Consider the following 19,582-nt stretch of genomic DNA (forward strand, 5'->3'; position numbering starts at 1 on the left):
ATTGTTCTAGAGGTCTTGAAACGCCAGTCTGCTGGTTTTCTCTTTGGGCAACACGAGCAATCTCATCTACATCTCCATGCCATTCCTTCAGATCAGAACAGGCACTTGAAAGAGCAGATTCATAGACCTGAGATCTACTACAACCGTGCTGTCTGCGCCTTCCAAGCTTCAACTACTTCTCTCGCATAGCTCTTTTCTGAGTCAACCTGATTGCCGATTAGGTCGGCTTTTAGTTCTTGCTCAAAAATCTCGGCGGATGTACTTATTTGAGGAGATCGGTCTGCTTGGTATACGGGCGGAGCTTTCGGCAGCATTCTCAGAGGACTCGTGTAAAGCGAGAAAACAAGTAAACCTTTGAATATTTTCCCTGGAATAGTCTTCGCTCGAAAAGCCCATTTTGCAGGAGCAATCGCAGCTTTTCTAGCTATTCGCCACATCGAATTTCTGGTCATTGTTAAACATCAGGCATAAACTTGTTTCATATATTTACTTAGTCAAATTAAGTCCAGCCTATATAAAATTATTATCTTCTGTAACTTCATGTGCGTAAAGCTACAACAAACTAGTTCAACGATTTCGGAGAAATGGGGGCATCGTTTCCTCTATCTTTGGAAATTTGAAACTGACAGCAGAACAAATTTTCCGAGCGGAAGCGTAATTATTCGGCTGAAAATATCTGTTCGGCAGTTAGGGCAAAATCTGGAAAAGTTAGGGAAAGAATACGATCGCTTCCTCGAAACTGTCGAATCTCATATTCCCCGTCGATCAATTCGCAAACAGAAAGCGTTGGTTGCTTTGGATTCCCGATAAATCTTCGACCACCTAAACCTGCATAATCAACAATCCAATATTCTTGGATACCTAACGCTTCATATTCTGCTAATTTTGTCAGATAGTCATCGCGCCAATTTGTACTCACGACCTCAACGATGAGCCGAACCGATGAGCCGTTTTCGATCACTGATGATTTCTCCCAGCGAGGTTCATTTGTCAAGGCAGCACTATCTAGAACAATTACATCAGGTTCATAGGCAGAATCACCATCAAGAGAGCGAACGACGCATTCTTTCGGAATGATATACGGAAGGCTTAAGCGTCGAATTTCAATAAACGCCTCACCGCTAATCGCTCCTGCAACGACAGAATGCTTCCCTCTTGGTTTTGGCATTTCGATAATTGATCCTCGACGTAGTTCGTAATGAGTCGCTGAGTTCTCTGGATACCAATCGATGAACTCGTCGAAGCTGACAGGTTTCTTTAATGCTTGAATCATGGCAAAGTTCGATCGCGCCACTTTCACTTTAAGACTTTCGCTTTAAAAGAGAAATAGCCCCCTTGCGGGAGCCGAGTTATGGTGATTTGACTCTAGGACACATCGTAATTCTGCCGGGATTCGGTGCGGAAATCTGTATCGAAGATTGCTCAAATCGTTGATTGATGAAAATCACAGACAGGAAAAGCACGATCGAGCATTTTAGAAAGGCAGTTCGATCGAGATCAGTCATGATTCGACTTAACCAATTAATGATGGGCGTTTCCGTAGGAGTCGGTTGCTTGATCCTCGGCATTCAGAATAGTCCGAAACTCTGGCATCAATTCCAACTTTGGCAGCATTCCGGCGTTTCTTGTGAGCAGTCTACAGACGATGGGAAAGCGACGTTCTATGGAAATGATTGCCGCTAAATTTCTTGCATCGCCTCATTAATTTGTTGAGTCACGAAGGGGAGAATTTCTTCGTTTGCGCTGTGTGATTTGCCTTCGGTAAAGACAACGAGAAGATAAGGCTGGAGATTTGGCAGTTCGACATAAGCCGCATCGTGTCGGACTCGGCTCATTAAACCTGCTTTTGACCAGACTTTTGCTACTGGGGGAACGCCGCCACCGATAAAGCCGACGACTTGATTTTCAGCGTCAGCTTCGAGATCGATTGGATTTAGCGATCGCTGCATTAATTCCATCATGGATTGCGATCGTTCGGGTGTCACCGCAACACCACCCACAACACTATGAAGCAATTTTGCAGTTGCATTTGTGGTTAACATATTGCGATTGTCGAAATCTTCGCCGTAGAAGGCGCGTTCTCGTCCGTAAGGTCCATCACACCAGGTTTTTTGGTTGACATTAATCGTGGCGAATTCTGACCAGTTCAACGATTGAAAATAGCGGTTGACGATGTTGCGCTGATATTTCCAGGTTTCAAACGGTCCGGGCGGAAGTTCGGGTCCGCCTGTGGTTCCGCTCAGGACATCTACGACAAGCCCAGTGGCATCATTGCTCGAATCGACAATCATGTCGCGCATTGCTCGATCGAGTTCTGCCGAAGGTGAAATCATGCCGCGTTCTAACCATTCGTGTGCCGCGACTAGATAAAATAACTTGACCACACTGGCGGGGTAAATATTTTCAACGCCGCGATAAGCGAAACCTCTGGGCGATCGCTGCCAAAATTCTTCGGGGCGAATGGCACCGCCAGTATTAACGAACACGGGCGAGTCATACACAATCCAGGTCATTGCAATTTGATTTGGGGCAAGTCCCCCAAACTGTGCCCAAGTCGCTTGTAAGACTCGATCGCCCAAGGTTTCTAACCGTTCGTCTTTGTGGAAAAAAGTCATAGTTCGTGAAATCTCTGTCTTATGCAATATCGCACGATCGCGAATCTCAATCTCTACGATTCACCGGATTTAACTCGATTGGCAACGCAAGCTGCAACAGGTCGCTATCTTAAAATTTTGTCAGAGTCACCGCTGCAAGTGATGACTTGTGAAGATGATTATCCGGGATACCTTGATCCGAAAGATTTGCAGTATTTGAAAGAGGTAGAGATTCCCTATCAAGCTCCGGTTTGGACGGGAGAGGAAATTCGCGATCGTATTCCTGAAATCATTGCATTTACTCAGGCGGCGATGTCGGTTCCGAATGAATATCTCTGGGGCGGAACGGTTGCACCGAACTATGATTGTTCAGGCTTGATGCAGGCGGCGTTTGCGTCCGTTGGTGTTCGACTGCCTAGAGATGCCTATCAGCAAGAAGCATTTTTACAGCCCGTAGAAGCTTTGATTCCAGGTGATTTGGTGTTTTTTGGGACTCCTGAGAAAGCGACGCATGTGGGACTGTATCTCGGTAATCAGCAGTATATTCATAGTTCAGGAAAAGATCGAGGACAGAATGGAATTGGAATTGATCAGCTTTCGGCAGAGGGCGATTTGGTTAGCCAGTATTACCATTCAATCTATCGAGGAGCAGGAAGAGCGATCAAGAGCTATATTCCCCACTAAGTTATGACTGTGTTGATTTTGCTATTTAACGCGGTTAGCTTCTTTCTGTCGCTTTGGATTGTGATTCCAGCACCGATTTTTTCATTGTTGCCGCTGAGTGTTGGCGCACCGGAGATTAGTCACTGGCTGGTTTTGACCAATACGATTGCGCTTTTATTCACAGTGTTTCGTCTCAAATCTCTGCCAATTCTAATCGGAATGATATTTGCACTCAGTTTGAGCTTGATACCGATCGCACAATTTCCAGCAACCGCACAACAAGCAAGCAGTGCAATGAAATCGAGCTTAGGTGAGCAGCGCGTTTTACCTGGTTTTAGATCTGCACCGTTTGTTTTATTAGATGCGTTTCGCGGCATTCCCAAAGCTGAAATTCGTCAAACGTTAAACATTCCTGTTGCACAGTCGGACAATGTACCTTTGACAATGAATGTTTATCGTCCGATGCGATCGGGCAAGAATCCAGCGATCGTGATGATCTACGGAGGTGCTTGGAGAGCGGGGAATCCTAACTCGAATGAGGAATTTAGTCGGTACATGGCAGCCCAGGGTTATACCGTTTTGGCGATCGACTATCGACACGCGCCACGGTATCAGTTTCCGACTCAGCTTGAAGACATTAGAACTGCATTAGAGTTCATTCAGCAGAATGCAGATCAGTATGAAGTGGATGTCGATCGAATGGCAATCATGGGACGTTCCGCAGGCGGACATTTAGCAATGCTGACTGCTTTCGCAACTGATGCTTTTCCCTTTCGTGCGGTTGTCAATTACTACAGTCCGGTTGAACTCACTGAAGGCTATAACAATCCACCGTTTCCTGATCCGATCGACAGTCGCGACGTGCTGCGGAATTTTCTAGGAGGAACCCCGATCGAGCGATCAGATCTCTATCGGCAAGCATCGCCTCACCAACAAGTGCGATCGAACTTGCCGCCGATTTTATTGATCTATGGAGGGAAGGATCATATTGTAGAGTCGAAATTTGGTCGGGGTTTGTATGAGAAATTGAAGCAGAACGGTAACAATGCAGTCTTGATTGAAATTCCTTGGGCGGAACATGCTTTTGATGCAGTGTTTAACGGTGTGAGCAATCAACTATCGCTTTACTACACCGAGCGTTTTCTGGCATCCACGCTGAAATAGAGCGATCGAAGTTGATGAGTTTAACCTAAATTCCTATTTTCAAGGAGAGGAACTACGAGAATGTTTGGAAAGCATAGGAAGTCTTTCCGCTATTGTTGCTGACCCGCCCCGGAATGAAATTCGGGGCTAATTGAACGAAGTCCACTGAAGGGGACTGAAGAGCCTGGATAGAGTTCTTTAGTCAGTTTCAACTGACTTCGCACGGTTAGCCCCGAATTCTATTCCGGGGCGGGTGATGCAACAAACGATCACTTCTCAAATACCCTCTAGATTTGAGACTATTGGAAACGTTTTCTAAAACGCTTACTTCCTGCTTTCTAGAGCTATCGAATCAATTCTGCTTGTCTATCTCCTGTCGCGACTTGCTGCAACCGAGAAAGCAAATCTGTCCAGCGAATTTCAAGACTCGATAAAACAATGTGCGCTTCGCCCACACGCTCTTCTGGACCTAATCCGACTGCCCACATCTGTCCTGCTAATGCAGCTTCAATTCCAGCAGCAGCATCTTCAAAGACAACACACTGTTCTGGAGCGCATCCCAGTTCTCTTGCAGCAAAAAGAAACAGGTCAGGAGCAGGTTTCGGACGATCGACACTGTGACCATCCGCGATCGCATCAAACAAATCTGCAATCCCTAGCTTTTCAATCACCGGACGGGCATTCTTACTTGCTGAACCTAAAGCGATTTTGATACCTGCATCTCTCAGTTCTTTGAGCAATTCCCTAGCTCCAGGAAGCAGATCATCGGGTGAAATCGCTTCGATCGATTCGACATAGTAATGGTTCTTGCGCTCCATCATTTCTTGGATTTGTGCTTCGCTGTAAGAGCGATCGCCAATGATTTTCATCAGCGATTCGCGGCGGGAAATGCCTCTGAGGGCTTCGTTCGCTTGTCGATCGAAGGGCAAACCTTCCTCATCCGCGAGGCGTTGCCAAGAGCGGTAATGATATTCAGCCGTATCTGTGATGACCCCATCGAGGTCAAAAATCGCGCCTTGAATGTTAAAAGAATCAGTCATGATAGGTTTAGATGAATCAGGTCTTAGATCAAACTCGTGCCATTTGCCGCGCCAGTGTAGGCGGAATTTTAGCCGCGTCCAACCGGGGGGAAGATGCGGATGGGCAAAGGGTTCATCGCCAAATTGGACACCGCCAAAGCCAAGGACAACGGCTTGCCAGATGCCTCCTGCGGACGCGCCATGGATTCCCTCATGAGCATTGCCGCGAGTATCTTCTAAATCAACTAATACAGCCTGCATGAATCGCTCATACGCTTCAACTGTCATATTGAGATCTGAAGCAAGGATTGCATGAATCGCAGGACCTAAAGATGATCCATAAGTAATATCAGTTCGAGGTGCGTAATAGTTCCAATTCGTTTCTAGAGACTCTTTCGAGTAAGGAAACTCGTCAGATTGCCGCATTAGATACAGCAACATTAATACATCCGGTTGCTTCAGAACTTGAGCTTTATCTGCTCCATCAATTCCGAGAATTGCCTGCATCGATTTAGTGCGCGGCTCATAGTCTTCAAGGTTGATGTCTTTGAGCTTGAAGAAGTCTTCTGATTGTTCGATCAATCCGGATGGATGATACGGAATCCAAATGTTTGTAGCAATGTCTTGCCAACGCGATCGACGTTCTGCGGTAATCTTCAATCGATCGCACAAGTTCTTTAATCGGTCTGGATAGCACTCTTTTAACCAATCATAGATATAAATGGCTTTTTCTAGATGCCACTGCGCCATTCGGTTTGTGAACGCATTGTTATCGACATGCTCATGATACTCATCTGCACCAATGACTTCCCGAATTTCAAAGCGTTCATAGCGCGTACTCCATTCGGTGCGGCTCATCCAGAAAACGGCTGTATCGAGAATGATTTCGCAACCATAATCGCGCATCCATTCATCGTCTTCGGTTGCTTGCCAGTAGTACCAGGAGGCATAAGCAATGTCAGCACTAATATGAATTTCGCGATCGCGACACCAGATCCGAATATCTTCACCGTACGGATCTTTCGGTAATGCCCATCTTGGCGTGACTTCATCGCCTGTGTCCGCACTTTCCCAGGAGTACATCGCACCTTTATAGCCATAGTAGGCAGCTTTGCGACGTGCGCCCTCGATCGTGTGATAGCGATAGCTCAGTAAGTTTCGAGCGAGATGCGGTTGAGTAAAGGTAAAGAACGGCAGAATAAAGATCTCTGTGTCCCAAAAGACGTGACCGCGATAGCCAAATCCAGACAGTGTTTTAGCGGGAATGCTGACTCGATCGTTATGTCGAGCCGCAGCGATTAACAACTGAAATAAGTTATATCGAACCGCAAATTGAGCGCGGAGATCGCCTTCGATCACAATGTCGCTCTGTTCCCAAGTTTCCGCCCAGCTTTGTTCGTGAGCCGCAAACAGGGTTTGATAGTCCGGTAATGCTGCGAGTTTAGCTTGAGCTGCTTTTACTGGAGATTCGGCATCGTGGGACGTGTAGATCGTGATTAGATTTTCGATCGTAATCGTCTGACCCATCGGAGCCATGAAGGTTGTTGTTAATGTCGGATAGCCTGGAACATTTGTGATTTGCACTGCTCCTTCTGCACCGATCAAAGACAAGCTCGAAGCCATTGCTAACTCAACATGAGAAGTCCGTGTCCGAACCTGTAACCAAACCCCATGCTCGGTTTTTCCTTGTCCTAGCTGTTCCCAATGGTTAAAGCCCTGATTTTCTGGATAACCGTTGATGCTAGCTTGCACTTCTACGATCGCATCTTGCTCTGTCGTAATCTGACAGCGCAATCCGACGACGTGTTCATCCGCAAGACTTGCAAACCGTTCAAAGTGCAATGAGAGTGTTTTCCCGTTCGGACTGCGCCATTTTACCGATCGACTTAACACCGCTCGTTTGACATCTAACTGGCGTTCGTAGCTCAGAATTTCACCCTGATCGAGCCGAAAGCGTTCCCCATCGACAATGATCAACAGCGGCAACCAATCCGGACAATTCACCAGTTCGGTATAAACGACAGGCACATCGTCATACACGCCGTGAATCAGGGTTGCTGCTTGAGATTGAGAAAATCCTTCTTCAAAACTGCCGCGTGTCCCCAAATAGCCATTTCCGATCGTAAAAACGGTTTCGCGGGTGTTGAGCAGTCTCGGATTGAATTCAGTCTCGATCGCAGTCCAGTCTGTGTAGATTAGCGGGGAACGGTCGGTCTGGGTCATGGCGCAAGAACTCCGGGAGTTATTGGTTTTGGTGTTGTTCTAGAATGAGTTCGGCTCTGGGTTTGTACATGAGATGGAACAAAGCATCGAGATAATGTAAAAGGGATTCTCGGCTGTCGCGGTGGACATAGTTCCAGAAGCTATACAGTTTTGTCAGCAATAAAAGTCGCTGCGTATGTCGTGTCCAATTGTACTCATCCAGGATTCGGTGAATGCTGCGATTTGACATCTTATGCCAATAATCTGAATCCGCATCGGCTCGATCGAGAAACTCTAGAATCTTCCGCGCTGAGCCTTGTAAATCCGTGGGATTGATTAAAAATCCGTGTCTGTCATCTTCGATAATCTCCGTAGTTCCTCCGAACGCGGTTACAAACGATGGTAGTCCAGAAACCATCGCTTCGAGCAATACTCTGCCAAATGCTTCAAACCGAGCAAAATGAACAAAAATCCCTTGGCGATCGGCAATGCAGCGATACATTTCTCCGAGATCGGGATTAGACAGGCGTTCACCAATCCAGCGAATGTGATTATGCAATTGGTAATGGTCAATCAAGCGATGTATTTTTTCAATCTCTTCGGCTTCTTGAGCGTTAATCGCATCTTCAACGCGAAGATTATTAGTGACAAGAATTAAATTACAACGCTGCTGAAGTTCCAGATTGCGTCCAAAACATTCGACGAGTCCCGCTAAATTTTTGACAGCGGTTAAGGGTGAAACGGCAAGTAGGGGGCGACGTTGCGGATCAGCGAGTTTGCCGAAGATCGTCGGATCTTCCTGCTCGAAAATCAGATGCGTGATGCGATCGCGATCTTGAGTTGATCGCTGATTCGTATACGGAAAAAAGACCCGCTCATCGACTCCCGGCGAAACCCGATTAAATTTTGGATTAAATAATTCAATTCCATTAATCACATGATAAAGCTGTGGCATCGTGAAACATTTGTAAGATTCGTACTGTCCGACCGTCTCCGGAGAACCCACGATTTCTTGATACGACGAAGTGACAATGAAATCAGCCGCATTCATGCTGATTAAATCTGCGGTAAATTGCGCGGAAAAATGATATTGCGGTTCTAAGTCTTGCCAGTACAGATTACTAAATAGGTGTTTCGGCTTTTCTAGCGAGTGAGCAATATTGCAATGTGTCACGTTTAGCTGACGTGCCATTAATGAAGCGACTAAATTTCCATCACTATAGTTACCAATGATTAGATCAGGCTTGCCGCCCATTTGCTGTATCAATCGTGCTTGAGCATCGATCGCATAAGTTTCTAAATAGCCCCAAATGTCATATCGAGAAATCCAGTTATCGGTCACTTTCGGGTTAAATTCTCGAAATGGAACCCGCAAAATCCAAGCATTTTCAGTGTCATCAATCTTTTCGAGCGGCAATGCACACTGAGTACCTTCACAGTTCGGAATCAAGCGCGTCAGCACAACGACTTGAGCCTGGATATTGAGCATTTTCAATCCAGCGAGTTCAATGTTTTGCTGCAATTGTCGATCGAGGTTTCTTGCCTGATCCAGCACATACGCCACTTGTCCGAGCGTTTCCGGTCGTCCTAGCTCTTCTTGCCCGACCCAACCATGAATTGAAATCGAAGCCACTCGAAACACCGATGGAAATCGTGCCACAAATGCCTCTAAAATCGCGCTCTGAGGCATCGTAATCATCTGCTCCAACAATTCCATCATTTCTCTAGCGCGTTCAGCAGTATTGCCCCATCCCGGCTCAAATCCCATCCGCTGTAAGTCTGGGTGAATCGATTCGTATGGCTCCTCAGGAGGACGCGATCGTAAAATCTGAATTCCGTGTTTAATCTGTTGAGCTAACTGTTCAGCCGATTGAATTTGATCATTAATCAACAATGGAACGCCTTCGTAATCATGCCGATGCAGCACATCAAACAAGACATTGAGCCAATAATCGCGATCGTCTACCACTTCATTTGTGAGATAGCGATTTAGAAATGCAAGTCCTTCTCCAATGTTGCGCGGATCATTAATCGTCGGGCTGTTTTCATAAAATGGCGTAACATCGATTTCAAACAGATTCGACTGAGCACGATCGACAAAGCGATCGCGAGCTTCGAGCATTGATTTCGGTGACATGGCTTCACAGCCTGTTAACCCTGGATCAAATGCCCAAGTTTCCTGACTGCCAATCCACGGACGCAGCACTAACCAAATGCGATCGTCTTCCAGTAACAATTCATGACTGTACTGAATCAGATGTGCAATGTGCGAGGAATGTAGAAAATGTGCAGGCTTATGAGTTTCTTCACAATATTCAGCAAAAGCTTGAAAAATCTCATTTTTTAGAACGTATCGCTGATTCGATCGACGAAAGCGATCGATCATCTGCTGAAGGACTAACTTCTCTTCAAAGTGTTGTAAAACGGTTGCAATTAGTTGATTCATAAAAACGTACCATCAAGCGTCTAGAGTTTGACTCACTTCAGGCGACTCGATGGATGAAAAATCATCAACTCCGATTACACCAACACAAGCGATCCCATCAAGTCACATTTTGCCTGATCGAACTTATAGAATTTCATTCAGAGAAATTCACCTGGCTAACGGTAGAGATTCATCAGCGAGGCTAAGCAGAGTCGATTCGCGTAAAGTAGCGATCGCACTTCTACATCAATCTTTTTACATCAGCAACGAACTGTACAAGTCGAGCATTTTTGCCGCCAACCTGATACCATAAGCAATCAAGCTAGGGGTGCCCCACCGGGCTGAGAACAAACCCTTAGAACCTGAGACTGGGTAATGCCAGCGAAGGGAAGCTAACTATCAGAGGAAAAACTTATGCGGACAGATTGGATTGCCAAACGTCGGGGGCAGGACAACGTTTCTCAGATGCACTATGCCCGAAATGGCGTAATCACTGAGGAAATGCACTATGTTGCTCAGCGGGAAAATCTCCCGGTTGAATTGATTCGCGACGAAGTGGCTCGCGGTCGCATGATCATTCCGGCAAACATCAATCACCCGAACCTGGAACCGATGGCGATCGGGATTGCCTCAAAGTGCAAAGTGAACGCCAATATCGGAGCTTCGCCCAACTCTTCCGATATGAGTGAAGAAATCGCCAAGCTGCAATTGGCTGTGAAATACGGTGCTGACACCGTGATGGATTTATCCACAGGCGGCGGTAACTTAGACGAGATTCGCACAGCAATTATTAACGCTTCTCCAGTGCCGATCGGTACAGTGCCAATCTACCAAGTGCTCGAAAGCGTTCACGGCAATCTTGACAATCTGACTCCTGATGACTTCCTGCATGTGATCGAGAAACATGCTCAGCAAGGAGTCGATTACATGACGATTCATGCTGGACTGCTGATCGAATACTTGCCGCTTGTGCGATCGCGAATTACTGGAATTGTTTCTCGTGGTGGCGGTATCATTGCCCGCTGGATGCTGCAACATCACAAGCAAAATCCGCTCTACACGCACTTCGACGATATTATCGAAATTTTCAAAAAATACGATGTGTCCTTCAGCCTAGGGGATTCACTCCGTCCCGGTTGTACTCATGATGCCTCTGACGAAGCTCAACTTTCTGAACTGAAAACCTTGGGACAACTGACCCGCCGAGCTTGGGAACACAATGTGCAAGTAATGGTCGAAGGTCCCGGTCACGTTCCAATGGATCAAATCGAATTCAATGTTCGTAAACAAATGGAAGAGTGTTCTGAAGCGCCCTTCTATGTGTTAGGTCCGCTGGTCACTGATATTGCACCTGGATATGATCACATCACTTCCGCGATCGGGGCTGCGATGGCAGGTTGGTACGGGACTGCAATGCTTTGCTATGTCACTCCCAAAGAGCATTTAGGCTTACCCAATGCTGAAGATGTTCGCGCTGGATTGATCGCTTACAAAATTGCTGCACACGCGGCAGACATTGCACGCCATCGACCGGGAGCACGCGATCGAGATGATGAACTCTCAACAGCGCGGTACAACTTCGACTGGAACAAACAATTTGAACTGTCGCTTGATCCAGAACGCGCCAAGGAGTACCACGACGAAACGCTACCTGCGGATATCTACAAAACCGCTGAATTCTGCTCGATGTGCGGACCTAAATTCTGCCCGATGCAAACCAAAGTCGATGCTGATGCACTCACCGAGCTTGAGAAGTTCTTAGCTCGTGAAAAACAAACGGTCTAATTCTGCTTGACACTTCAATGTCTATCCCGTTTCTCTTCGTGAAAGGCGGGATTTTTTTGAATTAGAATTTAAGAGAAACACGATCGACATTCATGACTCAAACTCTCGGCATCAGAAAAGCAATTACAAACCTCAATGAAGCACATCGACGATTTGAGGTACGTCCGGCTGTTGATCCGAATTTCTTTTCAGAATGGCAGGCTGAATTTCCAGAGTTGAGCGCGATCGAGCAAGCGACCTGCGATCGATTAAAAATTCGCTACCAATACTATCAAGCAGAAGGCGCAATCACAGAAAGCACCGTGAATCTGATTGTGATTGCACCGCTGTTAGAAGCCCTAGGACTATTTGATCCACCGTACAAAGTTCGAGGCGAGAAGTACGTCAGAATCGAGATTGAAAATGGAGAAACGATTTTAGAAGGATTGATCGATGTCTTGCTCGTGCAAGATTCACTCTGGCTCATTCTGCTTGAAACAAAGCGCTATGGATTTAGCGTGATGCAAGCATTACCGCAGACATTAGCGTATATGATGTCACACCCGAATCCAGAATCGTTTGCACTGATCACAACAGGTGAAGATTATCTGTTTGTGAAACTCGATCGACAAACTCAACAGTACGATATCTCAGATAAATTCACCCTTTCTACTCGACAAGGCAATCAGCTTTATCGAGTGGTGCAAATCCTCAAATCGTTCATCTAAACCGATTCTAAATATTGATCATCCATCAAGAACGCACCCGTGGGAAATCGAACGCCCCAATATCCGCCGGGTCGTCGATCGAGCACCGTTCCTTCATCTCCCACCTGCAAAAGATCCGCTGGACGCAACATCGGCATCGTCTCAGCCGTTTTCAGATACGGCGGCAGGGAAACAATGCGGACTTTTTCACCGATCGAGAATTCTTTCATAACTTTGGATTATCACTCTAACTTTTACTCTACCGCACAGGATCATAAGGCTATACTCGTTCAATATGACTCTAAGGATTGCACATGACTATCTCCAGAATCACAAATGAAGGGCAGGTGACAATTCCGCCAGAGATCCAGGCACATCTTAAGCTGCAACCTGGAAGCCGTGTTGAATTTATTATTGATGGTTCTGGAGCGGTTAAAGTTCTTCCACTGGATATCTCAGTTGCCAATCTTGCAGGAATTTTGCATCGACCAGATACACCGACCGTTTCAATCGATGAAATGAATCAAGCAATTCAAGACGAAATTAATCATCGGGCTTGAATCAAAAGTTTCGAGGGTAAGCAGGCTTTCGGGTATTGGGTGAGTAGAGCCTAACTTCGTAATTTGGCATTCCAATGAGTAACCTTTTGTCTTCGCTTTGCCACTAATCATTAGTAGAGTGATTCAACGAGGAAAGCGTGTCGGAACAGAGCGATCTGGAGTTAGTTCTTCTGTCACAACAGGGAAACAAGGCGGCATTCGGTCAGCTTGTGTTACGTTATCAGCCGATTGCACAACGGCTGGCGATGCGAGTGGTTAGCGATCGAGATTTGGCTCAAGAACTGGTGCAAGAAGCCATGCTGCAAGCCTATCTTTCACTGGGGAAACTGAATGACCCGAATCGCTTCAAGAGTTGGCTCTATGGAATTGTGCTTAATTTATGTCGAAACAATCTGAGGCGGCGTAGGATTATCTGTTTTTCGCTTGAGACGATGGTGAGGAACCTTGCAGATGAATCGTCCTCGATCGTCGGAAGTTCACCTGACCCTCAGCTAGTCGCAGAACAGGAAGAGCTTCACACTGCATTACTCTCAGCCGTCGATACTTTATCTCCAAAGAATCGTTCAGCAGTTCTACTCTTCTACCATGACCAATTCAGCCTGCAAGAAGTGGCAAAGCATTTAGATATTTCAGTCAATGCCGTAAAAGGGCGGTTACACAAATCGCGTCACCAACTAAAAGCGCGATTGTTACCGTTTCAAGCTCAAATTCAACCTAACTTACTCCAGGAAAACCAGATTATGACGAATCGTACTTCTGCTCAAATCAAGCCAGAACTAGAAGTTTGCTGCTCATTCTGTGGCAAAGGTAATCATCAAGTTCATGCACTGATCGCAGGACCAATCTTTAGAACCGCTCGAATTTATATCTGTAATGAATGCGTGACTACCTGCAATCAAATCATCAGCGGAGAAATTCCGCCATTGACTCAAGAGGAAGTTGATGAGTTGATGGATTCCGATCGGTTGATTGATTAGATTTCACTTGCTTTTGATTTTGATCATCGCTGGAATCTCACAGTATGATCAAAGCCGATCGCTATTTTCGCAACCGATGAAAGATGATTTGCTGCGCCGGGAACAGGCGTTTCATGACCAATGGGCAAGCACGATCGATGTCGATGGTATTCGTGTCTGCGATTATTTTGAAGCCTGTACTGCTCCTGAAAATCGCTTTATCCTGAGACAGCTTGGCGATGTTCGAGGAAAATTACTGCTCGATCTCGGTTGTGGCGCGGGTGAAAATAGCGTCTATTTTGCTCGACTGGGGGCGCAGTGTGTCGCGGCAGATTATTCGCCAGGAATGGTCGATGTGGCGCTGCAATTGGCGGAGCGAAACGGGGTTCAGATTGAAGGGCGGGTGATTAATGCCATGTCGATCGACATTCCCGACAATACATTCGATATTGTTTACGCCTCGAATTTGCTGCATCACATTCCTGATCCGAAGGTTACTTTACAAGAAATGCACCGAATTCTAAAACCGGGTGGAAGAGCTTGTTTTTGGGACCCGTTGCGCCATAATCCTGTGATTAATGTGTATCGACGGATGGCAACCGAAGTGCGGACTGAAGATGAAACGCCGCTCGATATTGGCATTGTGAACTTTATTCGATCGCTCTATTCCCAGACAAATTACGACACGTTTTGGATTGCAACACTTTGGATTTTCTTACAGTTTTATTTGGTTGAGAAGGTCAATCCGAATGAAGAACGGTATTGGAAAAAGATCATTCTCGAACAAGCACGATTAGAGAAAACCTATTTGCGATTGGAAAAGCTCGATCGAGTCCTCAAAAAACTGCCATTGATGAAGCGAATGGCTTGGAATTTGGCAGTCGTCGCAACGAAGTAAAGCAAAATTCGGATAAGATTGACGATCAGTTTACGGGTGGAAACTCATGCGCGAGCGAACAACTCAATCGGTACTCACCTACATTTTGCTGAGCGCGATCGCAATCTTGATGCTGATTCCGCTCGTTTGGCTGGTGAGCACTTCATTCAAATCACCCGGCGAAGATTTGTTTCAATTTCCGCCCCGGTTTATTCCCGAACAGCCAACGCTAGAGAATTTTGTCACTGTTTGGCAGAGTAATCCATTTGGACGCTATTTATTTAACAGCACATTAGTCTCAGTGTTGACCGTTGTATTAAATCTAATATTCTGTTCTCTAGCGGCTTACCCATTAGCGAGATTGACGTTTGCAGGGCGAGAAATTATCTTTAGTGCGATCGTTTCTACGATTCTAATTCCGTTTCAAATTGTGATGATTCCGCTGTATGTTTTAGCAGTGAAATTGGAATTGGTCAATAGCTATCTCGGAATCATTTTTCCTGGAATTGCATCCGCTTTTGGCATATTCTTGCTTAGACAAGCCTTTCAAAGTGTGCCGAAAGAACTCGAAGAAGCCGCCCGAATGGATGGTTGCTCAGAACTGGGAATCTGGTGGTATGTGATGCTTCCGTCGATTCGTCCTGCGCTCGTTACGTTAGCAATCTTTGTGTTTATCGGTTCGTGGAGCGATTTTCTGTGGCCTCTTTTAGTCGTCGATCGACCCGAATTTTTCACTCTGCCGCTCGGTGTTTCTAAACTCGCTGGAACCTTCACGCTCGATTGGCGATTAATTGCAGCGGGATCAGTGATCTCGATCGTGCCAATTTTGCTGTTTTTCCTCATCATGCAGCGCTACATCGTGCCGACTGAAGCTGGAAGCGGTGTGAAAGGGTGACAGTTTTAATTGAAACAGTTTGATATACAATAGTAGGCGCTCTAGTGATAAATCACCTGTGAAAACTGATACTTCCGACGCGAAAACCGCCGCCAAAGAACCCTTTCTATCTACAATGCGCGAACTTGCCACGACTTACCAAGCCTTCTGCGCTTACGACGAAGCTCACATCCGCGAAACGGGTTTAACTCCGCCCCAATTCGATGTCATTTGCACATTGGGCAACACTCCCGGTATGTTCATGAATCAACTGGCTGAAAAAACGCTCGTGACAAAAGGAACCTTGACCGGGATTATCGATCGATTAGAACAGAAAAATCTCGTCCGTCGCGAAGTTCCGCCAGAAAATCGCCGCTGTTTTCTCATTGTTCTGACTTCTGAAGGTGAAGCCTTATTTGAGAAAATCTTTCCGGTTCACATTGCGTATTTGAAGCAAAAGTTCGATCGCTTAACGCCCGATGAATTAGCCGAAATCAAAACCGCACTTCAGCGACTGAAATCGATTTTTACGGATTAATTTTCTGAAATTCATACGCGCCCATCAACGCACCCCAGATCGGTTGCTGTGTTTCAGGATCGATCCCTTTGTCGTAGCTCAAAAAACGGTCAGGCATCGCTTCAAATCCCAATGAAACCTGAATCGTACTACCTTGTAGCGAGAAGGCACAGCGGCTATTGGGTGGCGGTGAGGCGATGAAGTGAAAGCCTTGAGCGAGAGATTTTACGGTGACCTCTAACGTGCAACCTGGAAGCAGTTCGATAGCTTGGTCGGATAATCGATCGAGCAATTCCGGTCTTTGCCCTGCCCCTTTTACAAGACTTGGATCTTTGAATTGATAGTATTGAACCTTCAACCCGTTTTCAGTTTCTTGCAATTGCAATAATCGCTGTCGATACGGTTGATCCAGCTTCAAAACATTCGATTGCTCAGCAAAAATCGTCAAGTCTTCAAACAATTGAACCGGACGCTGCCACAAACGAAGATGTACGAACCAAGTCGGGCTTTCTCTTGCCTGAACTTGGTTATCAAACTCTCCTGCCATATACTGAGCAAGAATTGAAGGATTCAACATCGCTTTTTACCTACGGGACTGACGGGGCTCGAACCCGCAACTTCCGCCGTGACAGGGCGGTGCTCTAACCAATTGAACTACAGTCCCAGATTTGTTTTCGCCCTGTTTTTCAGCGCGATCTTTATATTGCAGGATCAATTCAAATTTGTCAAACAATTTACCAAGGTTTTCTTGATTCCCAGATCGGTGATCCCCGAAAAATTTCTGCCCCGATCCTGAATTCCCTTGTTATCACTGAAGTAGGAAGATTGACGTAGGCTAGGCGGAACCCATGAAAGACATGAAAATCGGGCGGCATCCAGCGCTTAAAATTGCGTTGGCTTCGGCAGTACTGACCGCGATCGCAGGCACGATTCTGCTCAAACTTTTACCGATCGAGATTTCGATTTCTTCGAGTCCGTCGAATTCCGTTCCGGTGATCAAAACCGCCAGCCCACCTGCTGAAGCCGTGACTCCTCCTGCCATTGAGAAACCTGATTCGGCAGCGATCGCGCTCAAACAAGGAAATTTACGCATTCGCAATCGATCCGACCATGCGCTCCGAGTCGCGTTATTAGCCCGTCAGCCCAAAGAAGCAAATGCTAAATCAGGTGAGCCACCTAGAGGATTTGCACTCCCGTCTCACTGGGATTTTGCACCGCAAGAAGGCAGTGATTCGGGGTTATTAGTGGCGCTTCCTAACCAATCGATTCGACTCAAACGCGGTGATGTGCTGGTTGCCTTCGCTCAGGATGGTTCACAGCGCTATTGGGGTCCGTTTGTAGTGGGAGAAACCGATCGACCCGATTGGAATGCTCAAGCGGGTGAATGGGAGCTAATTCTAGATAATTAAACTCGGTATAAGCTCATTACTTCAGAAAGCGGTAACCGCGATCGAGCCGCGATCGACAATTCCGAAACATGTCCCCGATCCAAATGCTCCGAAGCCGCACAAGCAATCATCGCCGCATTATCGGTACAGAATTTCATCGGTGGAAACATCACCTTAATTCCATGCGGTTCTGCGGCAATCTGTAATTGTTCTCGTAAGCCTCGATTTGCCGCGACTCCACCACCGACCGCGATCGTATTTAATCCGTAATTTCGCGCACAAGCGATCGCCCGTTTCGTAAGTGCCCGAACCACAGTCGCTTGAAAACTTGCGGCAAGATCTGCGATCGGCAATTCTGCCCCCGTCGCCTCTAGTTTCTGAGTTAATCTCAATACCGCCGTTTTCAACCCGCTAAAACTCGAATCATACGGATGAAATCCGCCTTCAGGTAACGAAATCTGTCCTTCTGGCAGCGGAAACGCTTTCGGATTTCCTTGAGCCGCTAATTTATCGATAATTGGTCCACCCGGATAGCCCAATTTCAACAATCGAGCCACTTTATCGAACGCTTCTCCCGCCGCATCATCTCGCGTTTGACCCAGCACTTCATACTGTCCGCAGTCCTTCACATAAATCAGGCTCGTATGCCCACCCGACACAAGCAAACAAAGAAAGGGCGGTTTCAACTCTGGATCGCTCAAATACGAGGCGTAAATGTGCCCCTCCAGATGGTGAACGCCGAGAAACGGTTTTTCATGCACGATCGCTAACGTTTTCGCGGCGGTTAATCCCACCAGTAACGCCCCGACCAATCCGGGGGTGCAAGTTCCAGCGATTCCATCAATTTCTGCCCAAGATAAACCGGATTCTGTGAAGGATTGCGCGATCGCACTATTGACAATTTCGACGTGCTGACGAGATGCCACTTCCGGCACAACGCCGCCATACTGCTGATGGATCGCGATTTGCGACGATACAACACTGCTTAAAATGTGACGATTTTTTACGATCGCCACCGCAGTTTCGTCACAACTTGTTTCAATTGCTAAGACCGTTGCCATTTGCTGGTAGGTTTTGGGAGTAGGTAACTGTTACAGTTGCTCGAATCAGAGTGAGCGAAGCTAATTTTCTAGTGTAGCGTTCCACTCGATCGAGTTCCGCTTGTAGAACAGTGGAAAAATCAACTTGACACAATCCCGCTTTGTAATCCGTTTAATTAAGGGAAACAATTTCATGCAACGATTGTTTGCTCTAGTTCTTGCCATTTTCCTCTGGTTTGGCTTTGTCACTCCTCAGCCAGCCCACGCTTATAATCTGACTCCTTGTAGCGAAAACGAAGTGTTTGCACAACGAATCCAAGATTCACAAAATGCAACCGCTCGTCGTCGCTTAGAACTCTATGCAGAACATGGCTTGCTCTGTGGTAAAGACGATGGACTGCCCCATCTGATTACCGATGGCAACCTCAAGCACGTCGGCGAATTCACGCTTCCGGGTCTATTATTCCTGTACATCGCAGGCTGGATCGGCTATTCGGGTCGCTCCTACTTGATCGCAGCGAAAAAATCAGGCACACCAGAAGACAAGGAAATCGTCATCGATGTGCCGCTGGCGATTAGCTGCATTCTGCCTGCACTGCTGTGGCCTGTGCTCTCGCTTCAGGAATTTCTTGCAGGTACCCTCGTCGAGCGGGATGGTCGCATTCCTGTGAGTGCGGACTCTCTGTTGCTCGGTCAGGAAAACAAGCGTAAACCCCAGCCGTCTCAGTCCCGTTAATGAGCACACTTGCGGTAGCTTGCCGCGAGTGTTGATTGTCAATTTGTTTGGAGATGATTTATGGCGAGATATCTTTCTTTGAACGCTGTGTTAGGAGTTTTGAGCATTAGTGCTGCA

At 46.6% G+C, this 19,582-nt stretch carries 19 protein-coding genes, 1 tRNA gene and 1 riboswitch; of the genes, 12 read left to right on the top strand and 8 right to left on the bottom strand.

Going from position 1 to position 19,582, the window contains the following annotated elements:
* Positions 1–658: 658 nt before the first annotated feature.
* Positions 659–1,273, bottom strand: a complete 615-nt coding sequence (locus NIES2104_RS13870; protein WP_059001716.1) for a Uma2 family endonuclease — start codon at positions 1,271–1,273, stop codon at positions 659–661.
* Between the two features lie 230 nt (positions 1,274–1,503).
* On the opposite strand from NIES2104_RS13870, the gene NIES2104_RS13875 reads away from it, so the two are divergent.
* Positions 1,504–1,683, top strand: a complete 180-nt coding sequence (locus tag NIES2104_RS13875; protein WP_058998767.1) for a hypothetical protein — start codon at positions 1,504–1,506, stop codon at positions 1,681–1,683.
* Here the strand turns inward: NIES2104_RS13875 and NIES2104_RS13880 are convergent.
* A complete protein-coding gene (locus tag NIES2104_RS13880; protein ID WP_058998768.1) occupies positions 1,680–2,615 on the bottom strand; it encodes a serine hydrolase in 936 nt (311 codons plus the stop codon). The two genes, NIES2104_RS13875 and NIES2104_RS13880, sit on opposite strands and share 4 nt — an antisense overlap.
* Before the next feature lie 21 nt (positions 2,616–2,636).
* On the opposite strand from NIES2104_RS13880, the gene NIES2104_RS13885 reads away from it, so the two are divergent.
* Both NIES2104_RS13885 and NIES2104_RS13890 read left to right on the top strand, forming a co-directional pair.
* Positions 2,637–3,278 (top strand): C40 family peptidase, encoded by a 642-nt coding sequence (locus NIES2104_RS13885; RefSeq protein ID WP_058998769.1) that lies wholly within the window; start codon positions 2,637–2,639, stop codon positions 3,276–3,278.
* A 3-nt stretch (positions 3,279–3,281) separates the two neighbouring features.
* Positions 3,282–4,421: an alpha/beta hydrolase gene (locus NIES2104_RS13890; protein WP_058998770.1), complete on the top strand. Its 1,140-nt coding sequence runs from the start codon at positions 3,282–3,284 to the stop codon at positions 4,419–4,421.
* A gap of 323 nt (positions 4,422–4,744) precedes the next feature.
* Here the strand turns inward: NIES2104_RS13890 and pgmB are convergent, their stop codons facing one another.
* A complete protein-coding gene (gene pgmB / locus NIES2104_RS13895; RefSeq protein WP_058998771.1) occupies positions 4,745–7,642 on the bottom strand; it encodes a beta-phosphoglucomutase in 2,898 nt (965 codons plus the stop codon).
* A gap of 19 nt (positions 7,643–7,661) precedes the next feature.
* Entirely contained in the window at positions 7,662–10,067 is a 2,406-nt protein-coding gene (locus NIES2104_RS13900) for a sucrose synthase (protein ID WP_058998772.1), read from the bottom strand.
* A 293-nt stretch (positions 10,068–10,360) separates the two neighbouring features.
* A riboswitch (TPP riboswitch) is annotated at positions 10,361–10,453 on the top strand.
* A gap of 7 nt (positions 10,454–10,460) precedes the next feature.
* On the opposite strand from NIES2104_RS13900, the gene thiC reads away from it, so the two are divergent.
* Positions 10,461–11,831, top strand: a complete 1,371-nt coding sequence (thiC, locus tag NIES2104_RS13905) for a phosphomethylpyrimidine synthase (RefSeq protein WP_058998773.1) — start codon at positions 10,461–10,463, stop codon at positions 11,829–11,831.
* Positions 11,832–11,923: 92 nt separating this feature from the next.
* Entirely contained in the window at positions 11,924–12,538 is a 615-nt protein-coding gene (locus NIES2104_RS13910) for a hypothetical protein (protein ID WP_058998774.1), read from the top strand.
* Here NIES2104_RS13910 and sipA read toward each other — a convergent pair.
* On the bottom strand, positions 12,535–12,747 hold the full coding sequence (gene sipA, locus NIES2104_RS13915; RefSeq protein WP_058998775.1) for a regulatory protein SipA: 213 nt from the start codon (positions 12,745–12,747) through the stop codon (positions 12,535–12,537). The two genes, NIES2104_RS13910 and sipA, sit on opposite strands and share 4 nt — an antisense overlap.
* An 84-nt stretch (positions 12,748–12,831) precedes the next feature.
* Here sipA and NIES2104_RS13920 point away from each other — a divergent pair, with 84 nt between their 5' ends.
* The 5 genes from NIES2104_RS13920 to NIES2104_RS13940 all read left to right on the top strand — a co-directional run bounded on the left by NIES2104_RS13920 (position 12,832) and on the right by NIES2104_RS13940 (position 16,322).
* Positions 12,832–13,077 carry an AbrB/MazE/SpoVT family DNA-binding domain-containing protein gene (locus tag NIES2104_RS13920; protein ID WP_058998776.1) on the top strand — a complete coding sequence of 82 codons (246 nt, stop codon included), beginning with the start codon at positions 12,832–12,834 and terminating at the stop codon, positions 13,075–13,077.
* A 137-nt stretch (positions 13,078–13,214) separates the two neighbouring features.
* Complete coding sequence (locus NIES2104_RS33710; RefSeq protein ID WP_058998777.1) at positions 13,215–14,054, top strand: sigma-70 family RNA polymerase sigma factor; 840 nt, start codon at positions 13,215–13,217, stop codon at positions 14,052–14,054.
* 13 nt (positions 14,055–14,067) lie between these two features.
* A complete protein-coding gene (locus NIES2104_RS13930) occupies positions 14,068–14,931 on the top strand; it encodes a class I SAM-dependent methyltransferase (RefSeq protein WP_263970955.1) in 864 nt (287 codons plus the stop codon).
* Positions 14,932–14,977: 46 nt separating this feature from the next.
* A complete protein-coding gene (locus NIES2104_RS13935; protein WP_058998778.1) occupies positions 14,978–15,805 on the top strand; it encodes a carbohydrate ABC transporter permease in 828 nt (275 codons plus the stop codon).
* A gap of 58 nt (positions 15,806–15,863) precedes the next feature.
* Complete coding sequence (locus NIES2104_RS13940; protein WP_263970956.1) at positions 15,864–16,322, top strand: MarR family winged helix-turn-helix transcriptional regulator; 459 nt, start codon at positions 15,864–15,866, stop codon at positions 16,320–16,322.
* Here NIES2104_RS13940 and NIES2104_RS13945 read toward each other — a convergent pair.
* Positions 16,312–16,878: a chromophore lyase CpcT/CpeT gene (locus NIES2104_RS13945; protein ID WP_058998779.1), complete on the bottom strand. Its 567-nt coding sequence runs from the start codon at positions 16,876–16,878 to the stop codon at positions 16,312–16,314. The two genes, NIES2104_RS13940 and NIES2104_RS13945, sit on opposite strands and share 11 nt — an antisense overlap.
* Positions 16,879–16,891: 13 nt before the next feature.
* Positions 16,892–16,965: transfer RNA gene (locus NIES2104_RS13950), tRNA-Asp, on the bottom strand.
* Between the two features lie 184 nt (positions 16,966–17,149).
* Between NIES2104_RS13950 and NIES2104_RS13955 the strand changes: the two genes are divergently transcribed.
* Positions 17,150–17,710 carry a hypothetical protein gene (locus NIES2104_RS13955; RefSeq protein WP_058998780.1) on the top strand — a complete coding sequence of 187 codons (561 nt, stop codon included), beginning with the start codon at positions 17,150–17,152 and terminating at the stop codon, positions 17,708–17,710.
* On the opposite strand, the gene tsaD is transcribed toward NIES2104_RS13955, so the two are convergent.
* On the bottom strand, positions 17,707–18,750 hold the full coding sequence (gene tsaD / locus NIES2104_RS13960; protein ID WP_058998781.1) for a tRNA (adenosine(37)-N6)-threonylcarbamoyltransferase complex transferase subunit TsaD: 1,044 nt from the start codon (positions 18,748–18,750) through the stop codon (positions 17,707–17,709). The two genes, NIES2104_RS13955 and tsaD, sit on opposite strands and share 4 nt — an antisense overlap.
* Positions 18,751–18,922: 172 nt before the next feature.
* Between tsaD and NIES2104_RS13965 the strand changes: the two genes are divergently transcribed.
* A complete protein-coding gene (locus tag NIES2104_RS13965; RefSeq protein WP_058998782.1) occupies positions 18,923–19,465 on the top strand; it encodes a Photosystem I reaction center subunit III in 543 nt (180 codons plus the stop codon).
* Positions 19,466–19,582: the final 117 nt, after the last annotated feature.

The sequence above is a fragment of the Leptolyngbya sp. NIES-2104 genome, assembly GCF_001485215.1.
In the GTDB taxonomy this organism is placed as follows: Bacteria; Cyanobacteriota; Cyanobacteriia; order Leptolyngbyales; family Leptolyngbyaceae; genus Leptolyngbya.

Coding starts and splice junctions, on each gene's coding strand:
- NIES2104_RS13870 (WP_059001716.1), bottom strand. CDS start 1,273: ATGATTCAAGCATTAAAGAAACCTGTCAGCTTCGACGAGTTCATCGAT.
- NIES2104_RS13875 (WP_058998767.1), top strand. CDS start 1,504: ATGATTCGACTTAACCAATTAATGATGGGCGTTTCCGTAGGAGTCGGT.
- NIES2104_RS13880 (WP_058998768.1), bottom strand. CDS start 2,615: ATGACTTTTTTCCACAAAGACGAACGGTTAGAAACCTTGGGCGATCGA.
- NIES2104_RS13885 (WP_058998769.1), top strand. CDS start 2,637: ATGCAATATCGCACGATCGCGAATCTCAATCTCTACGATTCACCGGAT.
- NIES2104_RS13890 (WP_058998770.1), top strand. CDS start 3,282: ATGACTGTGTTGATTTTGCTATTTAACGCGGTTAGCTTCTTTCTGTCG.
- pgmB (WP_058998771.1), bottom strand. CDS start 7,642: ATGACCCAGACCGACCGTTCCCCGCTAATCTACACAGACTGGACTGCG.
- NIES2104_RS13900 (WP_058998772.1), bottom strand. CDS start 10,067: ATGAATCAACTAATTGCAACCGTTTTACAACACTTTGAAGAGAAGTTA.
- thiC (WP_058998773.1), top strand. CDS start 10,461: ATGCGGACAGATTGGATTGCCAAACGTCGGGGGCAGGACAACGTTTCT.
- NIES2104_RS13910 (WP_058998774.1), top strand. CDS start 11,924: ATGACTCAAACTCTCGGCATCAGAAAAGCAATTACAAACCTCAATGAA.
- sipA (WP_058998775.1), bottom strand. CDS start 12,747: ATGAAAGAATTCTCGATCGGTGAAAAAGTCCGCATTGTTTCCCTGCCG.
- NIES2104_RS13920 (WP_058998776.1), top strand. CDS start 12,832: ATGACTATCTCCAGAATCACAAATGAAGGGCAGGTGACAATTCCGCCA.
- NIES2104_RS13935 (WP_058998778.1), top strand. CDS start 14,978: ATGCGCGAGCGAACAACTCAATCGGTACTCACCTACATTTTGCTGAGC.
- NIES2104_RS13945 (WP_058998779.1), bottom strand. CDS start 16,878: ATGTTGAATCCTTCAATTCTTGCTCAGTATATGGCAGGAGAGTTTGAT.
- NIES2104_RS13955 (WP_058998780.1), top strand. CDS start 17,150: ATGAAAGACATGAAAATCGGGCGGCATCCAGCGCTTAAAATTGCGTTG.
- tsaD (WP_058998781.1), bottom strand. CDS start 18,750: ATGGCAACGGTCTTAGCAATTGAAACAAGTTGTGACGAAACTGCGGTG.
- NIES2104_RS13965 (WP_058998782.1), top strand. CDS start 18,923: ATGCAACGATTGTTTGCTCTAGTTCTTGCCATTTTCCTCTGGTTTGGC.